General features: G+C 37.7%; 17 protein-coding genes. 15 read left to right on the plus strand and 2 right to left on the minus strand.

Annotation, left to right across the window (positions count from 1 at the left end):
- Positions 1-47 precede the first annotated feature (47 nt).
- Positions 48-1307: an EAL domain-containing protein gene (locus DI076_RS00880; RefSeq protein ID WP_108958180.1), complete on the plus strand. Its 1260-nt coding sequence runs from the start codon at positions 48-50 to the stop codon at positions 1305-1307.
- A gap of 44 nt (positions 1308-1351) precedes the next feature.
- Complete coding sequence (locus DI076_RS00885; RefSeq protein ID WP_108958181.1) at positions 1352-3265, plus strand: B12-binding domain-containing radical SAM protein; 1914 nt, start codon at positions 1352-1354, stop codon at positions 3263-3265.
- A 28-nt stretch (positions 3266-3293) separates the two neighbouring features.
- Here DI076_RS00885 and DI076_RS00890 read toward each other — a convergent pair whose 3' ends face one another.
- Positions 3294-4451, minus strand: coding sequence for a DUF1577 domain-containing protein (locus DI076_RS00890; protein WP_108958182.1), 1158 nt, complete (start codon positions 4449-4451; stop codon positions 3294-3296).
- Between the two features lie 97 nt (positions 4452-4548).
- Between DI076_RS00890 and guaB the strand changes: the two genes are divergently transcribed.
- From guaB to DI076_RS00905, 3 genes are read left to right on the plus strand one after another with little or no spacing between them, the layout of a single operon-like run.
- Positions 4549-6075, plus strand: a complete 1527-nt coding sequence (gene guaB, locus DI076_RS00895; RefSeq protein ID WP_100718146.1) for an IMP dehydrogenase — start codon at positions 4549-4551, stop codon at positions 6073-6075.
- 9 nt (positions 6076-6084) lie between these two features.
- On the plus strand, positions 6085-6855 hold the full coding sequence (locus DI076_RS00900) for an outer membrane lipoprotein-sorting protein (RefSeq protein ID WP_108958183.1): 771 nt from the start codon (positions 6085-6087) through the stop codon (positions 6853-6855).
- A gap of 3 nt (positions 6856-6858) precedes the next feature.
- The gene (locus DI076_RS00905) at positions 6859-7536 is read left to right on the plus strand and encodes a 16S rRNA (uracil(1498)-N(3))-methyltransferase (protein ID WP_282432597.1); all 678 of its coding nucleotides are present in this window, start codon (positions 6859-6861) and stop codon (positions 7534-7536) included.
- A 7-nt stretch (positions 7537-7543) separates the two neighbouring features.
- Here the strand turns inward: DI076_RS00905 and DI076_RS00910 are convergent, their stop codons facing one another.
- Complete coding sequence (locus DI076_RS00910; RefSeq protein WP_174704997.1) at positions 7544-7813, minus strand: hypothetical protein; 270 nt, start codon at positions 7811-7813, stop codon at positions 7544-7546.
- Between the two features lie 94 nt (positions 7814-7907).
- Between DI076_RS00910 and DI076_RS00915 the strand changes: the two genes are divergently transcribed.
- The 10 genes from DI076_RS00915 (at position 7908) to DI076_RS00960 (ending at position 26159) form a co-directional block, all read left to right on the plus strand.
- A complete protein-coding gene (locus tag DI076_RS00915; RefSeq protein ID WP_108958184.1) occupies positions 7908-9380 on the plus strand; it encodes a hypothetical protein in 1473 nt (490 codons plus the stop codon).
- A gap of 78 nt (positions 9381-9458) precedes the next feature.
- Positions 9459-10538, plus strand: coding sequence for an LIC10775 family protein (locus DI076_RS00920; protein ID WP_439957256.1), 1080 nt, complete (start codon positions 9459-9461; stop codon positions 10536-10538).
- 18 nt (positions 10539-10556) lie between these two features.
- Positions 10557-11342, plus strand: coding sequence for a hypothetical protein (locus DI076_RS00925; RefSeq protein ID WP_108958186.1), 786 nt, complete (start codon positions 10557-10559; stop codon positions 11340-11342).
- A 100-nt stretch (positions 11343-11442) separates the two neighbouring features.
- On the plus strand, positions 11443-13074 hold the full coding sequence (gene kdpA, locus DI076_RS00930; protein ID WP_108958187.1) for a potassium-transporting ATPase subunit KdpA: 1632 nt from the start codon (positions 11443-11445) through the stop codon (positions 13072-13074).
- A 12-nt stretch (positions 13075-13086) separates the two neighbouring features.
- Positions 13087-15138, plus strand: coding sequence for a potassium-transporting ATPase subunit KdpB (gene kdpB / locus DI076_RS00935; RefSeq protein WP_108958188.1), 2052 nt, complete (start codon positions 13087-13089; stop codon positions 15136-15138).
- On the plus strand, positions 15135-15710 hold the full coding sequence (locus tag DI076_RS00940; protein ID WP_108958189.1) for a potassium-transporting ATPase subunit C: 576 nt from the start codon (positions 15135-15137) through the stop codon (positions 15708-15710). The genes kdpB and DI076_RS00940 overlap by 4 nt, the downstream gene beginning before the upstream one ends.
- Entirely contained in the window at positions 15703-18276 is a 2574-nt protein-coding gene (locus DI076_RS00945; protein WP_108958190.1) for an ATP-binding protein, read from the plus strand. The genes DI076_RS00940 and DI076_RS00945 overlap by 8 nt, the downstream gene beginning before the upstream one ends.
- 17 nt (positions 18277-18293) lie before the next feature.
- Positions 18294-18974: a response regulator transcription factor gene (locus DI076_RS00950; RefSeq protein ID WP_108958191.1), complete on the plus strand. Its 681-nt coding sequence runs from the start codon at positions 18294-18296 to the stop codon at positions 18972-18974.
- Between the two features lie 149 nt (positions 18975-19123).
- Complete coding sequence (locus tag DI076_RS00955; protein ID WP_108958192.1) at positions 19124-20386, plus strand: porin; 1263 nt, start codon at positions 19124-19126, stop codon at positions 20384-20386.
- Between the two features lie 169 nt (positions 20387-20555).
- Positions 20556-26159 (plus strand): alpha-2-macroglobulin family protein, encoded by a 5604-nt coding sequence (locus DI076_RS00960; RefSeq protein WP_108958193.1) that lies wholly within the window; start codon positions 20556-20558, stop codon positions 26157-26159.
- Positions 26160-26180 lie beyond the last annotated feature (21 nt).

Consider the following 26180-nt stretch of genomic DNA (forward strand, 5'->3'; position numbering starts at 1 on the left):
ATTGCTCATTGGTACCCTTCTTGCAATAGGAATGTATGTACCCCTCTATGCAAATAGAAAGTGAAAGTCATAAACTGGTTCGCGAATGGAAAGAGTGGCTTGCCAGCGGAGAACTCACACCCGTTTTCCAACCTATCTTATCCTCAGAATCGACTGGAATTTATGGTTACGAGCTCCTCGGCCGATTGTCCACTGACCAAGGTTTATTTAGCTTAGGTGATTTTTTTCTCACTCATACCTTGGGTTATGATGAATTGTTTTTTTTGAAAAAACAAGTGGATGAAGAAATTCGATTTTCCGCCTTACAGAAATTTGCAAAAGAAGCACCTCCCGAAACCAAACTTTTTTTAAACATATCACCGAACATTTTGTACCATGCTCTCCTCAATTTGGAAACAACCCTACCACAAACGATTCGAATGGTGAGAGAAGTGGAACTTGATCCATCTAGGATTGTGATTGAAATTACCGAAGAACGTTTTCCACATAATTTGGAACTCTTAAAACCTGTTCTCAATTTATACAGAAAGGAAGGATTTTCCATCGCCGTAGATGATGCTGGTTCGGAAGCAAGTAATTTAGATAGAATAGGTTTATTTCACCCTGAGATCATCAAAGTGGATTTACAGATGTTACGTAGATCTACTTTTTCTAGAAATTTTAAAGAGATATTACTCAACTTATCAAAATTAGGTGAGTCCCTTGGTAGTAGTTTGTTATTCGAAGGTATAGAATCAGAAGATGAATTGTACAACGCTTTGAATTACGGAGCCAGGTACATCCAAGGGTATTACTTTGCAAAACCAGAGATGAATTTTTCTGGCCGTTTTGAATACAGATCGGAAATGCAATCTTCCTTGGAATACTTCCATGCACGAAAACAAAAAGAGATGAACCAGCAAATTGAATGGGAAACCATTTGGAAAAATAAACTTTCTGAAATTGTAATGGGGTTTGGGGAAGAAAATGGGATTTGGGAATGGAAAGAAGATTTTTCCACATCTGTTTTTGGAGATGGGGACTTTTTTCGGATGTACATTACTAACCACATGGGGTTCCAAGTATCACCCAATTATGCGAGGTCAGAAACAGGTGAGATGAAACCTGATTATTCCATCTTGGGAAAAAACTGGTCGTTTCGACCTTATTTTTTTGAGCACTTACATAAATCCAAAACTAGTAGAGATGCGTGGACTCTCTCTCAAATGTACCATGATATTTCGGAAAGGATGATGTTACGGACATTTGCTAGAAACTTGTCCGAAAATTTGATATTATTTATCGATGTAATCGTGTCTCGAAGCTGAAAGTTTTTGCCGAACCAATCGGAATGTGAAAACTGGTTAGAGATATGGCAAAAATCCAGTTTTTGCAGTTACCTGTTCCTCCACCGAGTTATTTTGCGGCCACAGGAAATGTTCCACTAGCAGCTGCTAGTTTGGCAAGTTGCCTGGAATCCAAAGAAGATCCTATCCAAGGGATTGTCCCTTCTGTTATTTCACCTGAAGACACCGACTTTTTAGGGGATAAAGACTTAATTGATCGAATCTGCAAAGAAGGTCCTGATTTTTTGGGACTCTCTTTGTATTTATGGAACACCGAACGAAGCCTTTATATAGCCAAAGAAGTTAAAAAGAGAAATCCAGAGATTCAAATCCTAATCGGTGGACCGGAAGTCAACGAAGACAATCCCTTTGTACTTGGTGAGGATGGATATGATATTGCAGTTTCAGGAGAGGCAGAACATAATTTTCGAAGTTTAATGAAAGCTTTGTTAAACAAGGAAACATTGGAGAATGTTGAAAATGTTGCCTATCGAAAAAGAGATGGTTTTTTAAGTCCATTTGGAGTTCCATCACCAGCTAACTTTCCATTAACAGATTTTCCATCACCTTATACAACCGGTCATTTATTGGTGAATCCAAAACGTTCCACTTACTTAGAAACAGTGAGAGGTTGTAAGTCACAATGTACGTATTGTTTTTATCCAAAATCATCCCAAAACCTTCGTACACTTGATATCAAAGAAACAATCCAATTGATATCCAACCTAAAAGAGAAGGGAGCAAGGGAACTTGTATTTTTAGATCCAACATTCAATCATAGACCTGGTTTTGATTCTTTTTTAGATGCGATTGCAGAAGTGAATTCTGATGGCCAAATGACCATGTTTGCAGAGCTTAGATCCGAAGGAGTGACTTCGAAACTTGCCACCAAATTAAGAAAAGCTGGATTCAATCGAATCGAACTCGGATTACAATCTGTGAATGAGGAAACATTAAAACGTGTGAAACGTTACGGTAGTCCCCATAAAGTAGCAGAAGTTGCTAAAATGTTGGCAGGGGAAGGGATTGACCTCTTACTCGATTTGATCATTGGTCTTCCTGGTGACACTCCAGACGATGTCGAAAGAGGGATTCACTTTTTCTTGGAACATGGGTTAGGTGAATGGGTGCAAGCCTTTCCTCTTTCCGTTTTGCCTGGTACAAGTATGCGGAAAGATGCAACTAGAGAAGGCCTTGTTTTTATGCCAACACCTCCTTATCGAATCATCCAAACTCCCACATTTAGCCCTGAGGCACTACGTGATTCCGTTTATTTTGCAGAAGATTTATTAGAGCGAAGGTTAGATGAATTTCCGAGGCCATTTTTATGTGATGTGGCACCTAACAAAAATGATCGATTTGATTGGTATCCAAAAGGCATCAAACAATCGGAATTGGATTTTTTAGAAACGATAAAACGTGGGACTAGGCACCAAAGTGTTTGGTTCCATACCGATTCCCTTTCGAAAGATCGAATGGAAATTATGTCGGTCATCGAAAAAAAAATTGAAGCAGAACCATTTTGCACCATCGATTTTGTGATCCCACTGTTGGAAGTTCCAAAACCTTATGAAATCTTGACTTTAGAGAACTTACTCCATTCCAAACGAAATTCTTATTTGGCAAAAACCTTAGAATACCGAGGTGAAAATTTACAACACCGATTGGTTTTTGTGATCCCACAAGGAAAAGAATCACTCAGAAATTGGAGGGATTCATTCACTGGGGATGAATCCTTTTTGGTTTATGAAACCATTGTTCCAGAAACCATTTCCAAGTTAGATCCGGATGATTCGTTTTTTTATTTGGTCAGTGGTGATGCCATCACAACAAAAGATTGGGAATTATTAAAAGAAATGGATCCAGAGACAATCACATTCACAAGTAGAAAGTGGGAAGAAAGATGGTCTATGGAAGTCTTAGGATACGGCGAATTATAAACGTATTCTAACCGACAACATTTGGTGGTTAATTTTTTTGGAGTTGTTTTCGGAAAAATTCTACGTTTTCTAAGAATCGTTTTTTCTCACCAGCTCTTGAGGAATGCCCTGCGATCGCAAGACCAACAGTTAGGTGGCCTTCTTCATTTTTAGTGATCGTTTTGATCTGACCAAAAGCTGTGAGAGGTGATTGCATTCTAAAAAAAATATCAAACTGAAATCCAGTGAGTTTGGGAAGGCTTTGGATGAGATCAGGATGGTCAACAATCACCTTTAATCCACCTTCTGAAATATCAATCACTGGGAACTTACCATCCGATTTGATCATATTGGAATGTCGAATTCGATCCACCATTTCAAAACATAAAGTTTTCATCTCCATTGCTTTTAAGAGATCAAAGTTTTCAGTTTTACTTTGCATGTGAATGTATCCAATCGGAATGGATTCTTCCTCATCATTTAAATACAAAATAGGTAGGATGAGTTCCGATTTGATTTTTAAATTACGACGATTGTTGATTTCTTTATTGATATCTTCTTCAATTTCGTCAGCAAAAACGATAAAATCTTCATTAGGTGAAGTTTCATAACATTCCCGATTGTTGACATCTTCAAGAAGGAATCCTTTTTTTGTTTTTTTGATCAGACGAATGATTTCACCATCTTCACGGGAATTGAATGTCGAAATTTTGATGAAATCCACTGTATTTTTCAGTTTGGTTTCATAGTCTTGGAAGTTTACTTTCACTGCAGTAGGAACATGAAACATATCAGTTTCAATTTTTGCCTTACTGGAAACCACATTTGTAATCCAAGCAGCCCCAGGAGGGACCGGGATCCTAGAACTTTCTCTGTCTTTTTTGGCAATGGCAATTTTATTCAAGTGTAAGATGTATTGCGAGTCACCTTTATCTTGTTCCACAGTGCATTCTAAATGGAGGTAACGGCCAAGGATTTTGTAGAGAGTGATTTTTTGGCCCACAGAAAGGGTGATTGTTGGTCTAACACTGACGAGAACTTTGTTCCCGTCTTGAGACACTTTTTTGAGGTAACAAATTTCTCCCGAATGGATATCGTCTTTCAGGTTTAATTCCTGATTTAATAGAAATTTGGTCAAAACATGCAGTTTTTTTTCCGTGTCGGAAAAAACATCCAAGGAACGTTTGTTTCTTTCTACTGTTTCCATAAAAGGTCGTGGTACTCACTATTATCGGTCAATTTTCTCCTGAAATTCTCTTGCACTTAGAGTTTTCTTACCTAAAGTAGAAAAAGGAAGGATAATTATGTCAAATCACCCCCTACCAGGATCTGAGCTTCTCGATGGAGTCAGTGGACAAGAGCTCTTCTCGGTCAACATGGGACTCACGTATCGAGATTTTTTAGTACTACCTGGATATATAGACTTCAATCCAAGCGATGTGGATCTCGAAACAAAACTTTCTAAAAATATAACACTCAAAAGACCTCTTATGAGTTCTCCTATGGACACTGTCACAGAGTCTGAAATGGCTATTGCACAGGCACTCATGGGTGGAATTGGAATCATTCATTATAATAATACAATCGAAGAACAAGTGGAGTTAGTGCGAAAGGTAAAACGTTTTGAAAATGGTTTTATCAAAGATCCAATTTTACTCTCTCCTGAACATACACTTGCCGATTTAGATGCCGTAAAAGAAAAGTATGGATTCAGTGGGATCCCAATTACGGAAGATGGGACCGCAAGAACTAAGTTAGTTGGTATTGTTACCAACCGTGATGTTGATTTTGAAAGAGATCGTGACATCAAATTAGGGAAGGTAATGACAACTGAGCTCATCACAGCAAATGTGGGAATCAGTTTACGGGAAGCAAATGACATCCTTCGTACAAGTAAAAAAGGAAAACTACCAATTGTAGACAAACAAGGGAAACTTGTTGCTCTCATTTGTCGTAGTGACTTGAAAAAAAATAAAGAATTCCCTCAATCTTCAAAAGACGACCAAAAAAGATTAAGAGTGGGTGCTGCACTTTCCACCTTACCAGAGTCACGTGACAGAATGGCTGCCTTAGCAGAAGTTGGAGTGGACGCAATCATCATTGATTCTGCTCAAGGAAACTCAAGTTACCAAATGGAAATGATCCAATGGATTAAATCCAATTTCCCAAATACAGATGTGATTGGTGGAAACGTTGTCACAAAAGCACAAGCGGCAAACCTCATTGCGGCTGGAGCGGATGGACTTCGTATTGGTATGGGACCTGGTTCCATTTGTATCACCCAAGACACAATGGCAGTCGGACGAGCACAAGCAACTGCAGTATTCAAAACAGCAGAGTATGCACAAGCTCATGGAGTTCCAGTGATCGCAGATGGTGGTATTTCTAACATCGGTGATATCGCCAATGCTCTCGCGATTGGTGCCTCTATGTGTATGATGGGTTCAATGTTTGCAGGAACAAAAGAAGCACCAGGTGAGTATTTTTATGAAAATGGCATTCGTCTAAAGAAATACAGAGGAATGGCAAGTTTAGAAGCAATGAATAAAGGTGGAGACAAACGGTATTTCTCTGAATCCCAAAAAATCAAAGTAGCACAAGGTGTATCTGGTTATGTTGTGGATAAAGGTTCTGTTTTAAATCTAATCCCTTACCTCGTACAAGGTCTCAGACAAAGTTTCCAAGATATGGGTTACCGAAATATTCCTGACCTTCATAAAGCATTACGTGCAGGACAACTTCGTTTTGAACGTAGGACAGAATCAGCCCAAGCACAAGGTAGTGTGCATGGTTTGTATTCTTATACAAAACCTTCAATGAGAGCTGAATAAAGAAATCACATGCGAAAACTTTGGATTTTATTTTTTTTGATTTCTTTTGTATCTCTTGAGGCCCAAGCACCTGACACCAGTTTATCGGCCCAAGAATTACTTGCGAGGCTTGACCGGGAAATGGATTACGGGAAGGGCCTTGTGAAAGGTACCTATGTCCTCATTCGTAGGAACGGAACATCGGAGACATGGAGAATCAATCGATTTTTTAATGGTGAAGATGCTTTGCTTCTTTTTGACAGAAAAGGGCGAGGCCTCGAATCCAAACTGTTAACAAAAGATGAAGGGGAAAATGTATTTTTCTTCAATGTTCTCAGTGCTAAACTGTTTCGAAAAACAGACGACGAAAAATATGAATCCCTAATGGGAACTGGATTTTTTTATGTAGATATGTCTGGTTATTCGTATCAGGCAAATTATAACCCACTCGTAAATGGTGATTTGGAAATCGGTGGAGAGATGTATTACAGAGTTTCTCTCAAACCAATTCTACCATATTTCTACAAAAAACTGGTGTTACTCGTTGGCAAAAAGGATTTAAAACCTTACCGAGTTGACTTTCATGACCGTGACGGTATTTTATTTAAAACATTAAACTTAAAATATGGACCTGTGAAAATTAAAGACGCAACGGGAAAAGTGGAAGATGTACAAAAAGCTTCTCGTCTGGAAATGTTAGATTTGAACACAGGTAGCATCACCGTTTGGGAAATCCAAGAAGTTGACAAAACTGTAAATCCAGATGCATCTCTCTTTAATGTAGACAACCTAAGCAGATAAACATTGGAACCGGGGCTCATCCTATTTCGCATTCCATTCCAAAAAAAAGACATGATACAATTAACGAAGGAAGAAGTGAATCACCTTCGTGCGCTTCGTTTAGGAAATGAAACCACCATCATTCAAATAAGGGATGGAGAAGGTGGATTGTATGATTACCTTCTCACTCCACATTCGAAGGAACTAAAGTTCCAAAAAGAAACAATTGTTCCTCCAAAAGCCAATCGGAAAAAAATTGCCATTGCTTTGCCAAAAGGGAATCGTTTGGATTTTTTCTTACAGAAGGTGACTGAGATTGGACTGAATGAAGTGGTATTTTTAGTGTTTCGTCATTCCATCCGCAAAGAATTTAATTTGGAACGATCTGAAAAGATTGTGAAGGAAGCGGCAGCTCAATCCAAACAGACTGAAATCTTAAAACTTTCGATTGAAACGGCAAAGGATTGGATGGAAGCACATAAAGAAAGTTTGGTGGTCTTTCATCCTTTTGGACAAAAACCGTTCGAATTGTCCAGTTTGGCAAACAAAATTCCTGTCATCGGGCCGGAAGGTGGTTTCCATGAGGAAGAAGAGAATTGGATGGAATACAATCAGATTCCGAAACTGACTTTACCCGGTGGTGTGCTCAGGACGGAAACTTGCGGGATTGTAGCCGCAAGTTTTTTGGTCTATGGAACGTAAGCTCGGCTTATTTGTTGGTTAAGAGAAGTAAGGTTGTAGACAAACTACAATTGGTAGAACAATTGCTGAAACAGGTTGAAGCAGTTGGATAATTGTCCCCTGTGATGTTTGGGTATTTGGCTGCACAATCCGCATTACAGGCAGTAAGGCTCCCCCCTGTGCAGGAAACGATGTATGTGAATAAGTTTCTTTCCAAAGTTTTATCTTGTCTTTTTTGGCAAGATGTAGAAAAGAACACGACAAATCCAAGTGTCATCAGTAAAAAAAAACGTTTCATATCGTATAGACTCATCTCTGCTAGCATTTCGTCAATCGGTTCGTAAAAATCTTGACCCTTGTTTCTTTTCCTATGTTTTGGATGAGATCCCATTATGGCCGAAACTAGCAAAAAAGTCTTAGAGAAAAAAGGACAAGGCGAATATGAATTCACCGCTTATGGGGAATTTTTGTCCTATTTCCATGCCCACATTGATATTTTCAAACGCCTCTTAAAAGCCAAAAAGATGGATCCCACAAAAGTGGAAGAAGTTGCCAAACAAATCAAATCGTACATGACTGGGAACATCAAAAAAACGGATCAATTTTTTGAACATCTCCCACAGTTTGCTACCTTGTTAGGTGTTTCCAAAGAAGAAGTATCTGCATATCTCAATTCGAATTTTATAGAAGTCCTAAACAAAGTCCAAGAAAAACTGAAAACCCAAGAATTGGAAAAAATGAAAAATGCTCCAGTTCCTAGTTTTTCTTCCATTGCAGAAGAAATTGTAGAAGGATTACATTTTACTCATCCCACTGATTTTGTTTTTGCACAAAAAGGGATATTGATGGTTTTAGAAAATCCTTTAACTGGTGAGATCATCGAACCCCAAGGACTTATGGCTGCTTCTGCAAAAGCTGCATTATCGATTCCATCAGGTTCTGAATCTGAAAAAGAACCGGTCTCATTAACAGAAGCACTCGCCGTTGCCAATGCACCTCCCACTCCGATCGCAAAAAAACAAACATTGATTCCTGAAAAAGAAAAATCCATCTTACAGGAAATAACCGAAACCTTTAGCGATGTTTTAACGGGTGAAAGGTTAGAAGTAAAAATCGGACCAGAAGTAACAGACACTCCTCACTTAGAATCCAATACAAATGGCAATTCTGCTAAAACAAATGAAGAATATGAAATCGAAGATCTTGAGTTTGATGATTCTTCTGACTCTCAATCTGACAAACCAGGCGAAAGTAGTTCCGAAGACCACGATGATTTTTCAGATGATTTAGGAATTGAATACGAGGAAGAGACGGCACCAACTCCTCCACCAGTGGATTTAAATATGGTGCGATTGGGGAATTATTCTGTAAAAGAATTTATGGACCTCGTGCAAACCATCACCACCTACCAAACCAAAGGGGACCAAGTTGGTTACCAAAATTGGTTAAGAACTCTATCGGAGTTTGATAAAGCAGTTGTATCATTACGAACCCAAGTCCTGAAAGAACAAAAAAATGAGGTTGTTGATTGGAATACACTTTTCCAAATGATGAGCTCAAAATCAGAACTAAAACCGGAAGTCTTAAAAGGGATCGTAAAAAAAATCAAAAATTTTCAAATCGTAAAACTCACGTTAGATAGAATGATTCAGGAGTTCAAAAAGGGAAGTCCTGAATTTATGCAGATCGTCAAAATGGCATGGCCTCATATCCAAAAATCGTTTTATGAAGTTCCCAACTACCAACAAGTGCAAACTTTGTTACGAGGAATTTTGTCACGAGTGAATGGCGATCTCCATAAAAAAGAATTTTCAAAGATCTTTACGATGGCTCTCAATTTTATCCAATCCAAATACCAGGTGTAAGTGATGACTAGAGAGAAATATTCTCTCTTTTTGTTACATTGGGAATGGTATCTTCGTATTTGTTGTATTTCTCTACCTATGCTTTTAGGATTTGGGAATGTTAACTTACATGCGCAATCGAATGTAATCGTTGATCCTCTTCTCCAAAAACCATGGATCCCCGATGCAGAAGAGGAAGAGTCGAGAAGTTACCATCGTTTCTTAAGTGAATTTAAGAACAAACAATCATCTGTGAAAAAAAAAGATCGTTTTGGTCGGAATTACCTGGTGTCACCATCCGGCAAAATCAGGTTCCTCATTGATGATGAGTATTATAAAGAATTTCCACTCCAAGCAGAAGCAGACATAGCAGCAAAAGAATTAGAAGTTTTGTATGAAGTAAGAAAGGAAAAGGATGTAGTATTCCTGGGAAAGGGGATTCACCTTTGTTACCGATTAAAACAAGAAAAAGATTCTGGTTTTTTTCCTGAATGGTTGATAAAGTCCAATGAAATTACGAATCGAGCGGCCAATGAATGGTCTGACCAAACCATTCCATTGGATTTGGTGAGTGATCCTTATGGATGTTATGTGGATGAAGTTTCCTTACGAGATTATTTGTATCTGGAATCGGAATCGTTTCGTTATCGATTAAAAATACCATCAACTTTACGGTATGAAGGTTTATACGGAAATCGACTTGGTATTTATGGCGAAAATCGAGATAGTATTTATAGGATTGTTCGATTTGTAGAGTTTTTATCCAATTACCTTCCAGAAGGACAAACAGAATGGGAAGAGGCTTTTCTTTTACAAGTCTCAGGTAAAAAAAAGAAAACATTGCCAAAAATCATTTTGTCAATTGGTTCTAGTTTTGATAAAGTAAGACCTCTACGGAATGCCAAAAATTATTTTGTATTTTGGGACTCTCTTCGATCCTTAAACAAAAACCAAATGCGAAAATTGCAATTCAAACGTTCCGAAAAAGACAATGTTTATTTGAGCGAATGGGTTGAAGTGGATGATATTGGAAACCGAATCGAAATGGAAATGAAGGAATATTATGTATATAACGCTCCAAGAGGTTATTTTTTGTCTTTATCCTATCCAAAACGAGAAAAAAAGAAAGCAGATGAGTATTGGAATACAATTCGAAATAGTTTTGTCGTGAAAGATTAAAATCAATTAGGAATCAAAATGTTTGTTTCTTTTGTTGAAAATAAAAACCGGAAAAAACCAGAACCGAGTGATGGGTCTCCTTCTTTTTTCTTTCAGCTTTGGTTAGGTTTTGCATTTATATTTATATTTAGTATCGTATTATTACCGTTTGGTGTCTATTGGCCACTTTCTCATTCCATTTGGATCTTACTCATCTTCTTTTTGCCTTTGGTTTTTTTGGGAATTCACTTCATCAAATCAAGTGGGTATAAAATCCTTTTTGCTGTTTTTTTGTCATTACTCGCAGGAGGGAATGTTCTATTGTTTTTAGGGGATGCCATTGGTTACAAGTTAGGCCTCACTTCCAAATTTGATGTTTTACCAGAAGAGTCTCATTTAGCACTGGGCAATCGTTATTTGTATTTGAGAGAATTTTACTTAGATGATTCTGATTCAGGTTCGTTTCGGTCTCCCTTACTTGTCAGACGTAGATCAGGTAGTCTTGTTTATGGTCCCGTGATTACATTTCAATACAAAAGGATTCGTGCTGTTTCTGGAAAAGAAACCAAATTACCAATGTATGCTTTGTGTTATTCGAAAGAAAATGGAAATTGTTCAGTCTCTAGTCTATTTTCAGGAGGAGTTTTGTTAAAAGAAACGATCTGGGAAACAAAAGAGACAAAGTTGAATCAAGATTCAATCTTTATCATTTGGAAAGATCGATTGGATTCTGAGTTTGAAACAAAGGGAATATTTTCGTTTTTATTTCTAATTTTTCTCCATCTTGTTTGGGGGATTGTGGTTTATTTTCCATTTAGAAATTAAGCCGACTGAGTTTTTATCTTAATACGATCTTAATGTAATCTTATTTTTCCTTAAACTCTCAAGTCTTTACTAGAAGTATGTTTTATGGGAAGATAGAAGTATGGTAGAATTACTCTATTTTCCTTTTTACATTGGGTTACTGATTTTAGTTTCACCATTTTTCGGTTACTACATGGCATTCATTTTGAATGCAAAAGTTTTACCCGGTGAAGGTATATTCAATCGATTCCTTTACTCAGGTGATCCAACTAGCCAAAACGCTAAACAATATTTACAGAGTTTATTTTGGTTTCATCTTTTAGGAGGGGGATTCCTTTTTTTGGTTTTACGCTACCAGAATATTTTACCTCTTAATGCGATGAAAATCGATGGGATGGATTGGGACTTAGCTCTCAATACTACGATTTCTTTTATTACCAATACCAACTGGCAAGCCTATTCTGGGGAAAGCCAACTCAGTAATTTTTCCCAAATGGTTGGCCTTACCCCTCAGAATTTTTTGAGTGCGGGGGTTGGGATTTCGGTACTGGCGTTTGTGAGTCGAGCCATTGTCTCTTCATCTGAACAAAAGTTTGGAAATTTTTGGCAAGATCTGTTTCGTTCTACATTTTATATTCTCCTTCCTGTATCGATCCTTGTTGCAATTCTTTTGATTTCCCAAGGTGTGATCCAAACTTGGAATGAACCTCTCTCGTTATTAGGAACGGATACTCAACCAATCCCACTTGGACCTGCTGCGTCGCAAATTGCGATCAAACAAATTGGAACCAATGGAGGTGGGTATTTTGGAGTGAATAGTGCCCATCCATTTGAAAATCCAACACCAATCTCTAATTTTATCGAATTGTTTTCGATTCTCTTTATCCCTGCTTCCTGTGTATTTTTGTATGGAAAGATTACCAATTCTTTCAGACATGCATGGGTTGTTTTTTTCATTATGTTAAGTTTGCTCATTTTAGGTTTTTTTGCCGTATTCTTTTCCGAATGGAATCACCCAGGATTTTGGGAAGGTAAGGAAACTCGGTTCTCACTAACGGAATCGTCCTTGTGGTTATCCGCAACAACTGCGGCATCGAATGGTTCTGTTAATTCGATGCATGATAGTTATTCTCCGTTAGCTGGCGGTATTGCTATTTTCCAAATGATGTTAAGTGAAATTATTTTTGGTGGTGTTGGAACAGGTATGTATGGAATGGTTCTTTTCCTCATCCTTACCGTATTTTTATCAGGTCTCATGACGGGAAGAACTCCAGAGTATTTTGGAAAAAAAATTGAAAGTTATGAAATCAAATGGACTTTGTTTGGAATCCTAGCACCAACCGTTTGTATTTTGATCGGTACAACGATTACCATTTTTTTGAACTCTGGTTTTACCGCAAAAGGACCACATGCACTTTCACAAATTCTATATGCTTTTAGTTCTGCTTCTGGCAATAATGGTTCTGCATTTGCTGGATTTAGTGCAGATACATTATGGGGAAATTTATCTCTCGGATTTTGTATGTTAGTTGGTCGTTTTAGTGTGATTTATGCAGTCATCATGGTCGCTGCGAGTTTAGGTGGCAAAATCACAACAAAGTCTTCCGAAGGAAACTTTCGATTGGATACAATTTTATTTGGGATCTTAAGTTTTAGTGTGATTGTGATTGTATGTGGTTTGTCTTTTTTTCCAGTCATGGCCCTTGGTCCGATTCTGGAAGAGATCATGATTCGAAGTGGAATTTTCTTTTAAGAGGAATTATATATGAAATCTAACTATTTTGTTTCCAAGGAATTGTTTCTTTCCTCTACCGGGAATGCATTCCAAAAATTTTCACCCAAATATGCATTTTCCAATCCAGTCATGGCAACGGTTTGGGTAGGAACTTTACTCCTTCTTTTTCAAATCTTGTATCGCATCATCTTAGGGGAACCTCTTCGAAATGAACTCCCGATTTTTTTCTGGTTGGTTTTGACTTTGTTTTTTGCCAATTTCGCAGAAAGTGTTGCCGAAGGGCGAGGTAAGGCAAGAGCAGATAGCTTACGTAAAACAAGATCTTCTACTATTACGAAAAAAGTAAACGCAGTAGGAGATAAAAATTTTACAGAGATCACTTCGAGTGAATTAAAAGTAGGCGATATTGTTTTAGTAGAAGCAGGCTCTATCATTCCTTGCGACGGAGAAGTGATTTTGGGAATTGCTAGTGTAGATGAATCAGCAGTCACCGGTGAGTCAGCACCAGTGATCCGCGAAAGTGGTGGAGATCGTTCTGCTGTCACTGGAGGAACAAAGGTGATTTCAGATTACCTTTATATCCAAATCACCGCAAAACCTGGAGAAAGTTTCATTGATAAAATGATTTCGATGATAGAAGGAGCCTCCAGGCAAAAAACACCTAATGAAATTGCATTGGGAATCTTATTATTTGCATTAACCATTTTGTTTTTTTTAGGTGTCGTAACGTTGATACCGGTTGCGAATTTTGTGGGAAATCAAATTGGTCAAAAATGGAATTTTGATTTTTCAGTTTGGCTTGCTTTGTTTGTTTGCCTAATTCCAACAACGATCGCTGCATTGTTAAGTGCTATTGGGATTTCTGGAATGGAAAGACTCATTCGGTACAATGTAATAGCTAAAAGTGGAAAAGCAGTGGAAGCAGCTGGCGACATCCATGTCCTATTGCTTGACAAAACGGGAACAATTACACTGGGAAATAGGGAAGCACATCAATTTTATCCTGTTGATGGTGTGACGGAAGAAGAGCTTGCAGATGCCGCTCAATTATCATCTTTATCCGATGAAACACCAGAAGGACGTTCAATTGTAGTATTGGCCAAACAGAAGTATGCTATTAGAGAAAGAAACTTGAATGCACTAGACGTTAGGTGGATTCCTTTCTCTGCTTCGACTCGGATGAGTGGTGTGGAAGTATATGAAAACGGATTGGAAGTCAGAAACATTCGAAAAGGGGCGTTTGATTCCATAAAAAAACATATTGAGTCATTGGGTGGAGTGGTTTCAGATAAGAACCAATTAGTGATTGAACAAATCTCCAGAAAAGGGAGTACTCCGATCCTTGTCTCAGAAGGAAAAAAATTACTTGGAGTGATTGAACTCAAAGACATCGTGAAGGGTGGTTTAAAGGAAAGGTTTGGATATTTAAGGAGAATGGGGATTCGAACTGTGATGATCACAGGAGATAACCCACTCACTGCTGCAGCGATCGCAGCTGAAGCAGGTGTTGATGATTTTATCGCAGAAGCAACTCCAGAAGCCAAGTTAAAACGAATCCGAGAAGAACAAGCAAACGGGTATTTGGTGGCAATGATTGGAGATGGTACAAATGATGCGCCTGCTCTAGCCCAGTCAGATGTAGGAGTGGCTATGAACACAGGTACCCAAACGGCAAGGGAAGCAGGTAATATGATTGATTTGGATAGTAATCCAAGTAAACTCATCGAAATTGTTGAAATTGGAAAACAACTTCTTATGACAAGAGGCGCACTCACTACGTTTAGCATTGCCAATGACGTTGCTAAATACTTTGCGATCCTACCTGCCTTGTTTTTACCTCTGGCTCCCTTAAATATCATGCAATTGTCTAGTCCCGACAATGCAATACTTTCGGCTGTAATTTTTAATGCTTTGGTAATTCCTGCTCTCATTCCACTTTCACTCCGTGGAGTGAAGTATGTTCCGAAATCACCGGACCAAGCCTTACTAAGGAATTTTCTCATTTATGGAGGTGGTGGTATGGTGTTTCCTTTTTTCGGTATTAAATTGATCGATGTGATTTTATCAGGAGGAATTTTATGAAATCAAAAGAAACACACCAATGGGAAATCACAATTCGATTTCTTTTTATATCTATCTTATTCCTCGGTTTTTTATATCCATTTGCTATTACAGGAATCGGTAGTTTACTTTTTCCTAAACAAGCGAAAGGTAGTTTAATCGAATCAAATGGTCAAATGATTGGAACGGAACTTTTTGCAAGAAAGGAAACATCACAGTCTTTGTTTCGATACCGTCCAAGTGCCGTGTCATATTCCACTCTTCCGAGTGGTGCATCAAATTTAAGTCCTTCCAGTTTGGATTTAAAAGCATTGGCGGAAGAGAGAAAAAATGAATTAACAGAGATCGGAATTGATCCAATCCAATGCCAAGAACTTTTATATACTTCTGGATCTGGATTAGATCCACATATCACAATTGAGTGTGCCTTAGAACAAACAAAATACTTAAGCAAAGTGACAGGAGTCAGTTTGGATTCTATCAAATCATTGGTATGGCAACATGTTGAATCACCTATGTTTGGATTTATCGGGCGAGGTCGAGTCAATGTGACTAATTTAAATTTTGCTTGGAAACAGATGCACCATGAATGAAGGCAAACGTCCTGAAGATTTTTTGTCTCTGGCAAATCAGTCAGAGCCAAACAAATCTGGAACTTTAAAAGTATACTTCGGAATGTCTCCTGGCGTAGGCAAAACCTATGCGATGTTAACGGAAGCTCACCATCTAAAACAAGATGGTGAAGATGTTAAAATTGGCATCGTAGAAACACATGGAAGGGCAGACACAAAAGCATTGGTTGATGGACTGGAAAAAATACCACTCAGAAACATTGAATACCGTGGAAAAGTTTGGGAGGAAATGGATGTTGAAACGATCCTAAAGGAAAAACCAAGTTATGTGTTGGTTGATGAATTAGCCCATACTAATATTCCTGGATCAGTCAATAACAAACGATACCAGGATGTTCTTTTACTCTTAGATGCTGGAATCAATGTTTTGTCTACTGTGAATGTTCAACATTTAGAAAGCCAAGTTGATTCGATCGAAAAAATTCTGCAAAGTCCCGTCAAAGAAACGATTCCGGATAGTATTTTGGAGAGAGCAGACGAACTCGTGTTAATCGATATTATCCCTGACGAATTGTTGAAAAGACTTTCTGAGGGAAGAGTTTATGTTCCTGATAAAATTGTACAAGCCAAAGAGAATTTTTTTCGAAAAGAAAATCTAACTTATCTCAGAGAATTATCACTTACCTATACAGCAAAGTATGTTGAAAAGAGAATGCCGCAGGGTAGAGAAAGGATTATGGTTGCGATCTCTGCAAGCCCTCATTCAAAAACCTTGCTAAGGAATGCAAAACGATTGTCTTTAGAGAGGAATTCCGAATTGTATGCTTTTTTTTCTGAAAGTGAGGAAACAAAAGACTCTGAATCTGCCTTTGCCATTCGTTCCCATATCCGCCTAGCAAAAGAACTCGGTGCAGAAGTGGTGCATTCATTTGAATCAGATCCTGTAGTGGGAATTGTCTCTGCCGTATATGAAAAAAGAATCCATCGTTTGGTGATGGGAGGATCGAGAAAACGTGGAATTTTTCCTTTGTTCCAGAAAAACATTACAGAAAAAATTTTAAACCAACTTCGAGATGTAGAAGTGATCATCATTCCCTACAATGATGATCGTAATTTTCATTTTGATTTTTATAAAAAATTAATTCCTTCTTCTAGTTTACGCCAATACGTTGCTATCTTTGTATTAACATCTTTTGTTACTGTCATTAACTTATTTTTTATTTCTTATATAGGATACTGGACCGTTTCTATTTTATATTTATTCTATGTGGCTCTTCTTGGAATGTTTTTTAGCAGAGGTCCAGTCTTACTTGCAGCCATTTTATCTGCAAGTTTTTGGAATTTTTTGTTCATTCCGCCTCTGTACACTTTTTATATTTCTAAATTAGAAGATGCCTTGATGTTTATCATATTTATGTTGATTGCTCTCATCAATGGTGGTTTAACGGCAAGATTGAAAAAAAATGAAACCAAACTTAGGTCTCGTGAAGAAAAATTATCAATCTTATATGAATTAGCACAAAACTTATCTAAAACATCTACATCCAAAGAAATCATTGAAACAGGAGATTCCTTTTTTAAACGTATCTTTCCATTTCCAGTGAAATTACATTTTTACCAATCGGGCGAATTTATTCCTCGTATTTCAGATCAAAAAGATTTAGCAGTTGCCTCTTGGACGATTAAAAACGGAAAACCTGCGGGTAGATATACTGATACTTTGTCACTCTCAAATGCAACCTTTTATCCTTTGGTGTCCCCAGGTGGTATAACAGGTGTCATCAGCGTGAAAGCGAGTTTTGAGCCAAGTTTGGAAATGGAAATTTTATTAAATACTGTTGCTAACCAAGTTGCTTTGGCCCTCGACCGAGATGCTCTTTCAGAAGATGCGAAAAAAAACTATTTGATCAAAGAATCTGAAAAATTATACAATTTAGTTTTCAATTCTCTTTCTCATGAATTGAAAACACCTCTAACGTCTATTAGAGGATCTGCTTCTGCCTTATTAGATCCCGATATCGAATCTAATCCGAAAGCAAGGCGAGCTTTACTTGAGGAAATCCAAGAAAGTTCACTTGTTCTAAATTTACTATTGGGGAATTTATTAGATATAAGTCGTATCGAATCGGGTTATTTGGCCTTAAAAAAAGAAAAAGTTTACCCATCAGATATCATTCATGATGCTATTTCTTACCTTGGCAAAAACAAATTGAATCATACGATTATAACAAATTTAAATCAGAATGATATGGTTATGGATTTAGACCGTGTCTTATTTTCCCATGCAGTCTTTAATTTATTATACAACGGTTGTATGTATACACCAGTGGGATCAACTATTTGGGTTTCTATTCATAAATTGGATGAAGAAACATTACGTTGGGTTGTGGAGGATAACGGAAATGGATTACCTATTGATTCTTCTAGGATTTTCCAGAAGTTTTATCGAGGTGAATCGTCGGGTAAAATTGGCACTGGTCTTGGACTTGCCATTACCAAATCCATTGTAGAATTACATGGTGGTCAAATTGAAGCAGTGAACCGAAAGGAAGGTGGTGCAAAGTTTGTCATTGACATTCCACTATAGCACCATAAAAAAAATCTATGAATTATGATTTAATCCTTTTGGTAGATGATGATAGTGCAATTCGCAAAATGTTAAGAATTGCACTTGAAGCAAAAGGTTATCAGATCATAGAAGCAATTTCTAAAAAAGATACAATCGAATCTATTGCTTTGCACTCTCCAAAATTGGTTTTACTCGACTTACAATTACCTGACGGAAATGGATTGGAGGTAATCCAAGAAGTTCGTACCTTTTCCGATGTTCCTTTTATTGTGTTGTCAGTAATGAATTCGGAGGAAGACAAAATTGCCTTACTTGATGCAGGAGCAGATGATTATATCACAAAACCATTTAGTATGGGGGAACTCCTTGCCAGGATTCGTACCGCATTTCGTAGGTTACCTTCGGAAGAAACTCCGATAAATTGGGAAAATGAAAACTTAATCATTGATTTTGCTAACCACCAAGTGTTCAAACATAATCAAACCATCAAATTAACACCAACTGAATTTCAAATCTTGACATACCTTGTAAAAAATTCAGGAAAAATTATCACACATGAAATCCTAATTAAAACCATATGGGGAGAAATGGCACAAAATGAGATGAATTCACTTCGTGTTCATATTACCCAACTGCGTAAAAAAATCGAAGACACACCTAACCAACCAGAATGGATCACAACCGTTCCAGGTGTTGGTTACCGTTGGACAAATTAGTTTTCCATTTCGTAACCATTTCTTATAGTCATTAGTCATTAGTCATTAGAATTGACGGTATTTTCTTAATGTTTTCTTAACTTGAAATAGTTTTTCATAATCTCTCAACTATTGTGGCAAGTTTCTTTTTCTGATACCTTATAAGTATCATGTTGAATCAACTCACAATTCATTTTTGCCTTTCAAACATTTCACAAGTGAAATCAATTGTAAAATTTGTTTTAATACTTTTTGGTTTTTGCCTCTTGTTTTCTCCGATCCAATCAGAGGAAATCAAAAAAGCTGAAGAAGAAACCAAATCTGATACAAAACAAAAAACAATAACCATTCCTAGTTCTTTTCAATTTGGTGGATTTATTGATTCGTATTATGCATACAACCGAAATCTTCCCAAAGATACCGAAAGAAACTACACAACACAAGCCGTACGAAATGGGGAGTTTAATATCAACTTAGCCTATATCGATGCGAAAGTAGAAGAAAAAAATTACCGAGGACGAATAGCGTTTCAATGGGGAACTTCAGTAAACGCGAATTATGCGGCTGAAGTGACGACTGAAAAATACTCAAATCAGGCTTCTGTTAAGAATATCCAAGAAGCCTATACTGGTTTCAAACTTGGGAAAGATACTTGGATTGACATGGGGATTTTTTTTGGTAATATCGGGTATGAGTCTTGGATTTCACATAATAATGTAAACTACACAAGAGCGTTTGCCTTAGATTATGTACCTTACTATTCTTCCGGGGTTCGTTTGTCTCACCAATTTACTGACAAGTTGAGTGGACAGATACATATCTTAAACGGTTGGCAAAATATCACAGATAATAATAAAGACAAATCGTTTGGGAGCCAGATAAAATATATATTCAATCAATATTTTACTCTTACACTCAATCAATTCGCAGGGAATGAAGCACCTAACTTCGAAAGAAAACAGATGCGTTACTACAATAATACAATTTTGGAGTGGAATGTTACTGATCGATTGAAACTTGTAGGTCAATTTGATGTAGGTGCCCAGAAAGCAAAACAAAGTTTTGAATATGCACCATGGTTGGGAATGTTTGATCCTAGTTTAGGGGAATACCGTGAAACTGCTTCGAATGCTTACCGCCAATGGTACCACGGAACAATCTGGGCAAGTTTTTTATTAACTCCAGAATATCGATTGAGTTTTCGAGTGGAAAGGTTTTATGATCCTTTGCAAGTGTTAGCCACCACTGGAACAAGGAATGGATTTATGACCAATGGTTACACCACTACTTTTGATATCTTAAGTTTTGATCCAGGTTTATTACGATTGGAATATGTTTATCGACGTTCTGCCGATTCCATATTTGCAAACCGAGATGCGCAAACTTCAAAAAAAGAAGACTTGGTCATTGTAGCGTTTTCAATGAAATTTTAGGATGAAGATTGTTCCCATTCTAGTGTGAAAAATGAAAACTTTTCTCCCAAAAATGAGGTCTAAAATTCGTTCATAGATGTTTCTCCTTATGAGACCCGCAGGGAGGGGCCAATATCCCTGATTTTCTTTTTTTTCTTTCCAATCCAGTTCCTATTTCTAATTTCTTTCCATGTTCTTTCGATTCCGCATTTTTTTGTCCGTCATTCTTTCACTCATTTTGGTGAAATCCGATTTTTCCCAACCAACACCAGCTTCCATTGAATTTTTTACTCCCAATGGTTTTATCAAAGAACCCAAACAAGTAACAGTACGTTTTACAAAACCTATGGTGGCCCTTGGAGATGTACGCCCAGAGACTGAAATTTTCCAAGTGAACTGTCCTTTTCCTGGAACCAGTCGCTTCATTGATTCTACTACTTGGGTGTATGAATTTGAAAAAGAATTACCAGGGGGAGTGGAGTGTTCCTTTGTTTTAAAAGAGGGAACTAAGTCATTTAGCGGAGAAAAAATACAAGGGGAAAAATCGTTTGGATTCCATACAGGTGGACCTTCTGTAAAGTATGTTACACCTTACCAAGAAAGTACAATTGCAGAAGACCAAGTATTTTTATTACACTTAGATGGAAAACCCGACCTTAGTAGTTTTCAAAAATTTGCTTATTTCCGTTCCGAAGAATTGGGAAATCGAATTCCAGTTGTACTCATCTCTGGTTCTGAACGAAAAACATTTTTGCAATCAATGGGGAAAAAGGACAAAGAAGAAACCATTGTTCTAAAATCCAAACAAACCTTTTTGCCAGAAAAACAAATCCAACTTGTTCTTGGTAAAGGAATTAAGTCTGTATGGGGTGGTGCCATCCCTGAAGATGAAGTTCTCACGTTCACAGTAAGACCTGTATTTTCTGCACGTTTTAGTTGTGAAAGGACAACTGCCGATGCAAATTGTATTCCTATACTTCCTGTCAGTTTATCTTTTAATTCTCCCGTATCACAAGAGTTAATTGAAAAAATTAAGTTGGTGGATAAGGATGGAAAGGAATATCCAAAACAAAAAGTAACAAACAAAGGAAACGAATATTCGGATTGGGTGAGTTTTCCTGGCCCTTTCCCAGAAAACACTGAGTTCCAAATTAAAATTCCCGATATTGTGGATGATGCAAATAGAAGTTTGGCGAATAGTGCCGCCTTCCCATTAAAATTTAAAACTGATGAGTTTCCACCTCTTGCAAAATTCAGTGCAAAGTTTGGAATTTTGGAGTCAAAAGCAAATCCTGCGCTTCCTGTCACCTTACGAAACTTAGAAGGAAGTCTCCCCATCAAATCGACTTCGTTAGGGATGGGTGCAAAAAGTCAAAAAACGATGGACATTGTGGAAATCCAAAAGTGGTTTCAAACCCTATCAAAAGTCGAAAGGAACCAATCTGTTTTCCAATCAACAGCTTCCAATGCTAAAGTAAATTCTTTCCAATTACCAAAACCGAATGGCAAAAAGCCAATGGAAGTCGTAGGAATTCCTTTTGATTCACCAGGTTTTTATGTTGTTGAATTAACGAGTGAAGTGCTTGCAAACCATCTCTTTGCACAAGGCGAAGGAAAAAAAATGTATGTCTCCAGTGCTGCCCTTGTTACCAATTTATCGCCTCATTTCAAATGGGGGAAGGATACCAGTTTAGTTTGGGTGACAAGTTTGGATACAGGTCTTCCCGAAGCAGGAGTACAAATTAAAATTTTAGATTGTAACGGAAATATTCGGGGTGCTGGTATCACTGGAAAAGATGGAACTATGCTCTTTGGAAATATCAATTTCCAGGAAGTACCTTATTGTGGTTATCATGAGTTAGGTTCTGGTCTTACTGTTTTTGCTCAAAAAAATGATGATATCAGTTTCACTTCCAGTACATGGGAAAAAGGAATTGAAAGTTGGCGTTACCAACTCCCTCAAACAAGTGCAGGGTATGCAAATTATTTAGAATCAATCGTTCTCGATCGTACACTTTTTAAAAAAGGAGAGACGGTTCACCTGAAACACGTTAGACGAAGTTTTGGGAATAAGGGTTTAATACCGGCAGAACCGAAAGATTATCCAAATACTGTTGTCATTAAACATGAAGGATCTGGAGAAAGTTATACGGCACCTCTAGTTTGGTCATTCCCTGGTCATGCAGAGTCCGAATTTAAGATTCCAAAAAATGCAAAACATGGTGTTTATTTAGTCACCTATCCTTATAACCAAGAAGACACAAGTTATGGTCGAACCATCACACAATTTCGTGTAGAAGAATTTCGTCTACCAGTCCTAAAGGGGAATATACAACTTGCTTCCGAATCACAAAACCTTGTATCTCCTAAAGAAACAAAAGTTCTTTTTGGATTGGAATACCTCTCGGGAGGTGGTGCATCTCTAGTACCTGTGAAAATTCGTTCACAAGTAGTACCTGGTTATTATAGTCCAAAAGAAGAATATTCTGAATTTACGTTTTCACCGGAAACTATCAAAGAAGGAAAGTGGAAGGTAAGTGGGTATGAGGAAGAAGAAGTTGAAGAAACAAAACCAAAGGTGTTGTCCACGAATGCAAAAACGGATTCTAAAGGTTTTTTAGAATACAAATTTGAAAATCTAAAATCCATTCCAGGGTATGGAAATTTCCAGGTAGAAATGGAATATGCAGATCCTACTGGGGAAATCCATACAATCTCAAGGAGTTTTCCTGTTTCACCATCAGAAGTTCATTTAGGAATTTTACCTGATGGATGGTATTTCACAGAAGACAAAGTGAAACTTCAGTTAGTTGTTTTGGATGCGAAGGACAAACCTATTCCGTCTCAGAAAATTAAGGTAAATGCATACAAAAAAGAATTTTATTCTAACCGGAAACGACTCGTTGGTGGATTTTACGCTTACGAACACTATGAAGAAGTAAATAAGTTAGGAGAGTTTTGCGAAGGAAAAACTGATAACAAAGGAATTCTAATTTGTGAAGGAAAATCACCAGCCACAGGTGACATCATTTTTGTAGCGGAAACAAAAGATAAAAATGGAAATCAAACAAACTCAACTTATAATGTATGGGTGAGTTCTAAAGAAGAAGTTTGGTTTGATGTAAGTGATCATAACCGAATGGACATCTTACCAGAAAAACGATCAGTGGAAATTGGTGAATCCATCAAAGTTCAAGTGAGATCTCCCTTTAGGGAAGGAACTGCTCTTGTCAGTTTAGAGAGAGAAGGTGTGATCGATTATTTTGTTACACCTGTGAGTGGAAAAGATCCTTTCATTACCATTCCGATTAAAAAAGAATATGCCCCCAATGTTTATGTTTCTGTTTTTCTTGTACGTGGGCGAATGGGTGATCCAAAACCAACAGGTCTTGTTGACTTAGCTAAACCAAGTTACCGATTGGGTCTTTCTATGTTGAAGGTTGGATACAAACCGTACAGTTTATCCGTTTCAGTCACTCCCAATAAAAAACAATTCCAGGTTAGAGAAACAGTTGAAGTAGAATTGGAAATTAAATCTTCCGATGGTAAAATTCCTACGGAGTCAACTGAAGTTACATTAGCAGTTGTGGATGAAGCATTATTAGAACTTTCTCCCAATCCAACTTGGAACTTATTAGATGCGATGATGGGGACAAGACCACTGCAAGTGGTAACATCTACTGCCCAATCCCAAATCATTGGGAAACGCCATTTTGGGCTCAAAGCAAAACCGGAAGGTGGCGGAGGGGGGAAACAATCCACTCGTTCTCTTTTTGAAACCTTACTGTATTGGAAAGGAAAGGGTATTGTTGGCAAGGATGGAAAGTATAAATTTAGTTTTCCATTAAACGACTCCCTCACCAGTTTCCGTATTGTTGCTGTTGCCAGTTCCGGTCCTAAAGAATTTGGAACAGGGATGGCAAAAATCCAAACATCCCAAAAAATCCAAACATTTTCTGGAATCCCTCCTGTTGTTCGGATGGGGGATAGTTTACAACACGAAGTGACTTTGCGTAATGCAAGTGAAACCAAAGAACAACTTAGGCTTCGACTGAACGTAGTAGATACTAAAAATGGTTCGGAAGTCAAAACGGAATTAGAAACCAAATCGGCTATGTTATCTCCTGGGGAATCAAAAGTGATCACCTGGGATCTTACGGTTCCGGAAGAGATCGTAAAACGTAAATTTTCATTAGAAGTATCTTCACCTAACGGAACAGTTATGGATGCTTTATCGGTAGAACAAAATGTGATACCTGCTTTTACGGAAAGGGTTTACCAAGCAGGGCTTCTATTATATGAAGCACCATTTAAGGAATCAGCACAAACTCCACCAGGTTCGAAACCAAATACGGGAAAGATGGTTTGGAAAGCTTCCCCTACAATTTTAACAAGTACATCTGGAATCCAAAAGTATTTCCAAACGTATCCTTATTCTTGTATGGAACAAAGAGTTTCAAAAGCGATAGGTTTACGTTCGGATGGTTTATGGAATGATGTTCTAGCAGATCTAAATTCTTTTTTAGATTCAGATGGACTTGTGAAGTATTTTGCTCGAATGGATTATGGAAGTGAATTACTTTCTGCATATGTTTTAACATCTGCTAAACTAACAAACAAAACCATACCTGATGAAGTTTTATCAAAAATTATGAATGGTTTACAAGGATTTTTGGATGGAAGGGTTTATGGAGAAAGGTATCGATTTGGTGCCGACCTTGTTGTCAGAAAAATCATCGTTTGGGAGGCATTAACTCGATACCAAACTTACGAGTGGGAACAAGTGCGTCCCATTTTTGATAACCTTGAATTTTTACCTACTGCTTCACTCATCGATTTATCTGATATTTACAATCGTGTGAATGGAGCGGATCCAAAAGTAAAGAATCGTTTGTACAGTGTTTTGCGATCAAAACTAAATCTTCAAGGTACTGAGTTAATCATTGCTGACTCTGGTTTTACCAATCCATGGTGGATTCTTGGAAGTAGGGATTATACGATGGCAAAATTTTTGTTATGGTCGATTTCAGAACCCGCTTACAAAAAAGATATGCCACGGATTGTCAAAGCGTTTGTCAAAATGCAAAAACAAGGAAGGTATGATAGTACTCTTGGAAATGCTTATTCTGTTTTAGTTTTTGATCGTGTGAGTAAACTTCTGGAAGGTGAAAAGGTAAGTGGTGGGAAGGTCAAAATCCAAACAGAAAAAGAAATTTTAAGTTTGGAGCCCAATGGCAAACAAACTGTTACCCAAACTCTCGGTATGAACCCTGAATCCTTCACTGTGAGTTATGATGGAAAAGGAAAACCTTGGTTGGAATGGTCCGTTCAGTCTGTCCTTCCTTTACAAACTCCTATCTCCAGTGGTTACCGCTTGAAACGTTTTTTTGAACCTGTGCAAGTAGCAAAACCAGGAGTTTTAACCAAAGGAGATACCATCAAAGTCAGGCTGGAAATTGAGGCAGACTCCGATAAAACTTGGGTGGTTGTGGAAGATCCAATTCCACCTGGATCTCTTCCTCTCGGACGTGGGTTCGGGCGGGAATCACAGATAAACCAAGACAAACCAGGAGATACTTCTTATTACTTAAGTTTTGAGGAAAAAACCTTGTCCCTCTACCGGGCTTATTTTGAATACCTGCCAAAGGGAAAACATGTGATTGAACACAGTTACCGCCTAAACCACGTGGGGAATTTTGTCCTACCTCCAACACGTGTGGAAGCGATGTATTCGCCTGAAACACATGCCGAATGGCCTAACGAAATCGTGAGGATTTCGGAAAATAAGGACTAGGAAAAGTTTACGGATAAAGTG

This window comes from Leptospira ellinghausenii (assembly GCF_003114815.1).
Lineage (GTDB): Bacteria > Spirochaetota > Leptospiria > Leptospirales > Leptospiraceae > Leptospira_A > Leptospira_A ellinghausenii.

Coding starts and splice junctions, on each gene's coding strand:
- DI076_RS00880 (WP_108958180.1), top strand. CDS start 48: ATGCAAATAGAAAGTGAAAGTCATAAACTGGTTCGCGAATGGAAAGAG.
- DI076_RS00885 (WP_108958181.1), top strand. CDS start 1,352: ATGGCAAAAATCCAGTTTTTGCAGTTACCTGTTCCTCCACCGAGTTAT.
- DI076_RS00890 (WP_108958182.1), bottom strand. CDS start 4,451: ATGGAAACAGTAGAAAGAAACAAACGTTCCTTGGATGTTTTTTCCGAC.
- guaB (WP_100718146.1), top strand. CDS start 4,549: ATGTCAAATCACCCCCTACCAGGATCTGAGCTTCTCGATGGAGTCAGT.
- DI076_RS00900 (WP_108958183.1), top strand. CDS start 6,085: ATGCGAAAACTTTGGATTTTATTTTTTTTGATTTCTTTTGTATCTCTT.
- DI076_RS00910 (WP_174704997.1), bottom strand. CDS start 7,813: ATGAAACGTTTTTTTTTACTGATGACACTTGGATTTGTCGTGTTCTTT.
- DI076_RS00915 (WP_108958184.1), top strand. CDS start 7,908: ATGGCCGAAACTAGCAAAAAAGTCTTAGAGAAAAAAGGACAAGGCGAA.
- DI076_RS00920 (WP_439957256.1), top strand. CDS start 9,459: ATGCTTTTAGGATTTGGGAATGTTAACTTACATGCGCAATCGAATGTA.
- DI076_RS00925 (WP_108958186.1), top strand. CDS start 10,557: ATGTTTGTTTCTTTTGTTGAAAATAAAAACCGGAAAAAACCAGAACCG.
- kdpA (WP_108958187.1), top strand. CDS start 11,443: ATGGTAGAATTACTCTATTTTCCTTTTTACATTGGGTTACTGATTTTA.
- kdpB (WP_108958188.1), top strand. CDS start 13,087: ATGAAATCTAACTATTTTGTTTCCAAGGAATTGTTTCTTTCCTCTACC.
- DI076_RS00940 (WP_108958189.1), top strand. CDS start 15,135: ATGAAATCAAAAGAAACACACCAATGGGAAATCACAATTCGATTTCTT.
- DI076_RS00945 (WP_108958190.1), top strand. CDS start 15,703: ATGAATGAAGGCAAACGTCCTGAAGATTTTTTGTCTCTGGCAAATCAG.
- DI076_RS00950 (WP_108958191.1), top strand. CDS start 18,294: ATGAATTATGATTTAATCCTTTTGGTAGATGATGATAGTGCAATTCGC.
- DI076_RS00955 (WP_108958192.1), top strand. CDS start 19,124: ATGTTGAATCAACTCACAATTCATTTTTGCCTTTCAAACATTTCACAA.
- DI076_RS00960 (WP_108958193.1), top strand. CDS start 20,556: ATGTTCTTTCGATTCCGCATTTTTTTGTCCGTCATTCTTTCACTCATT.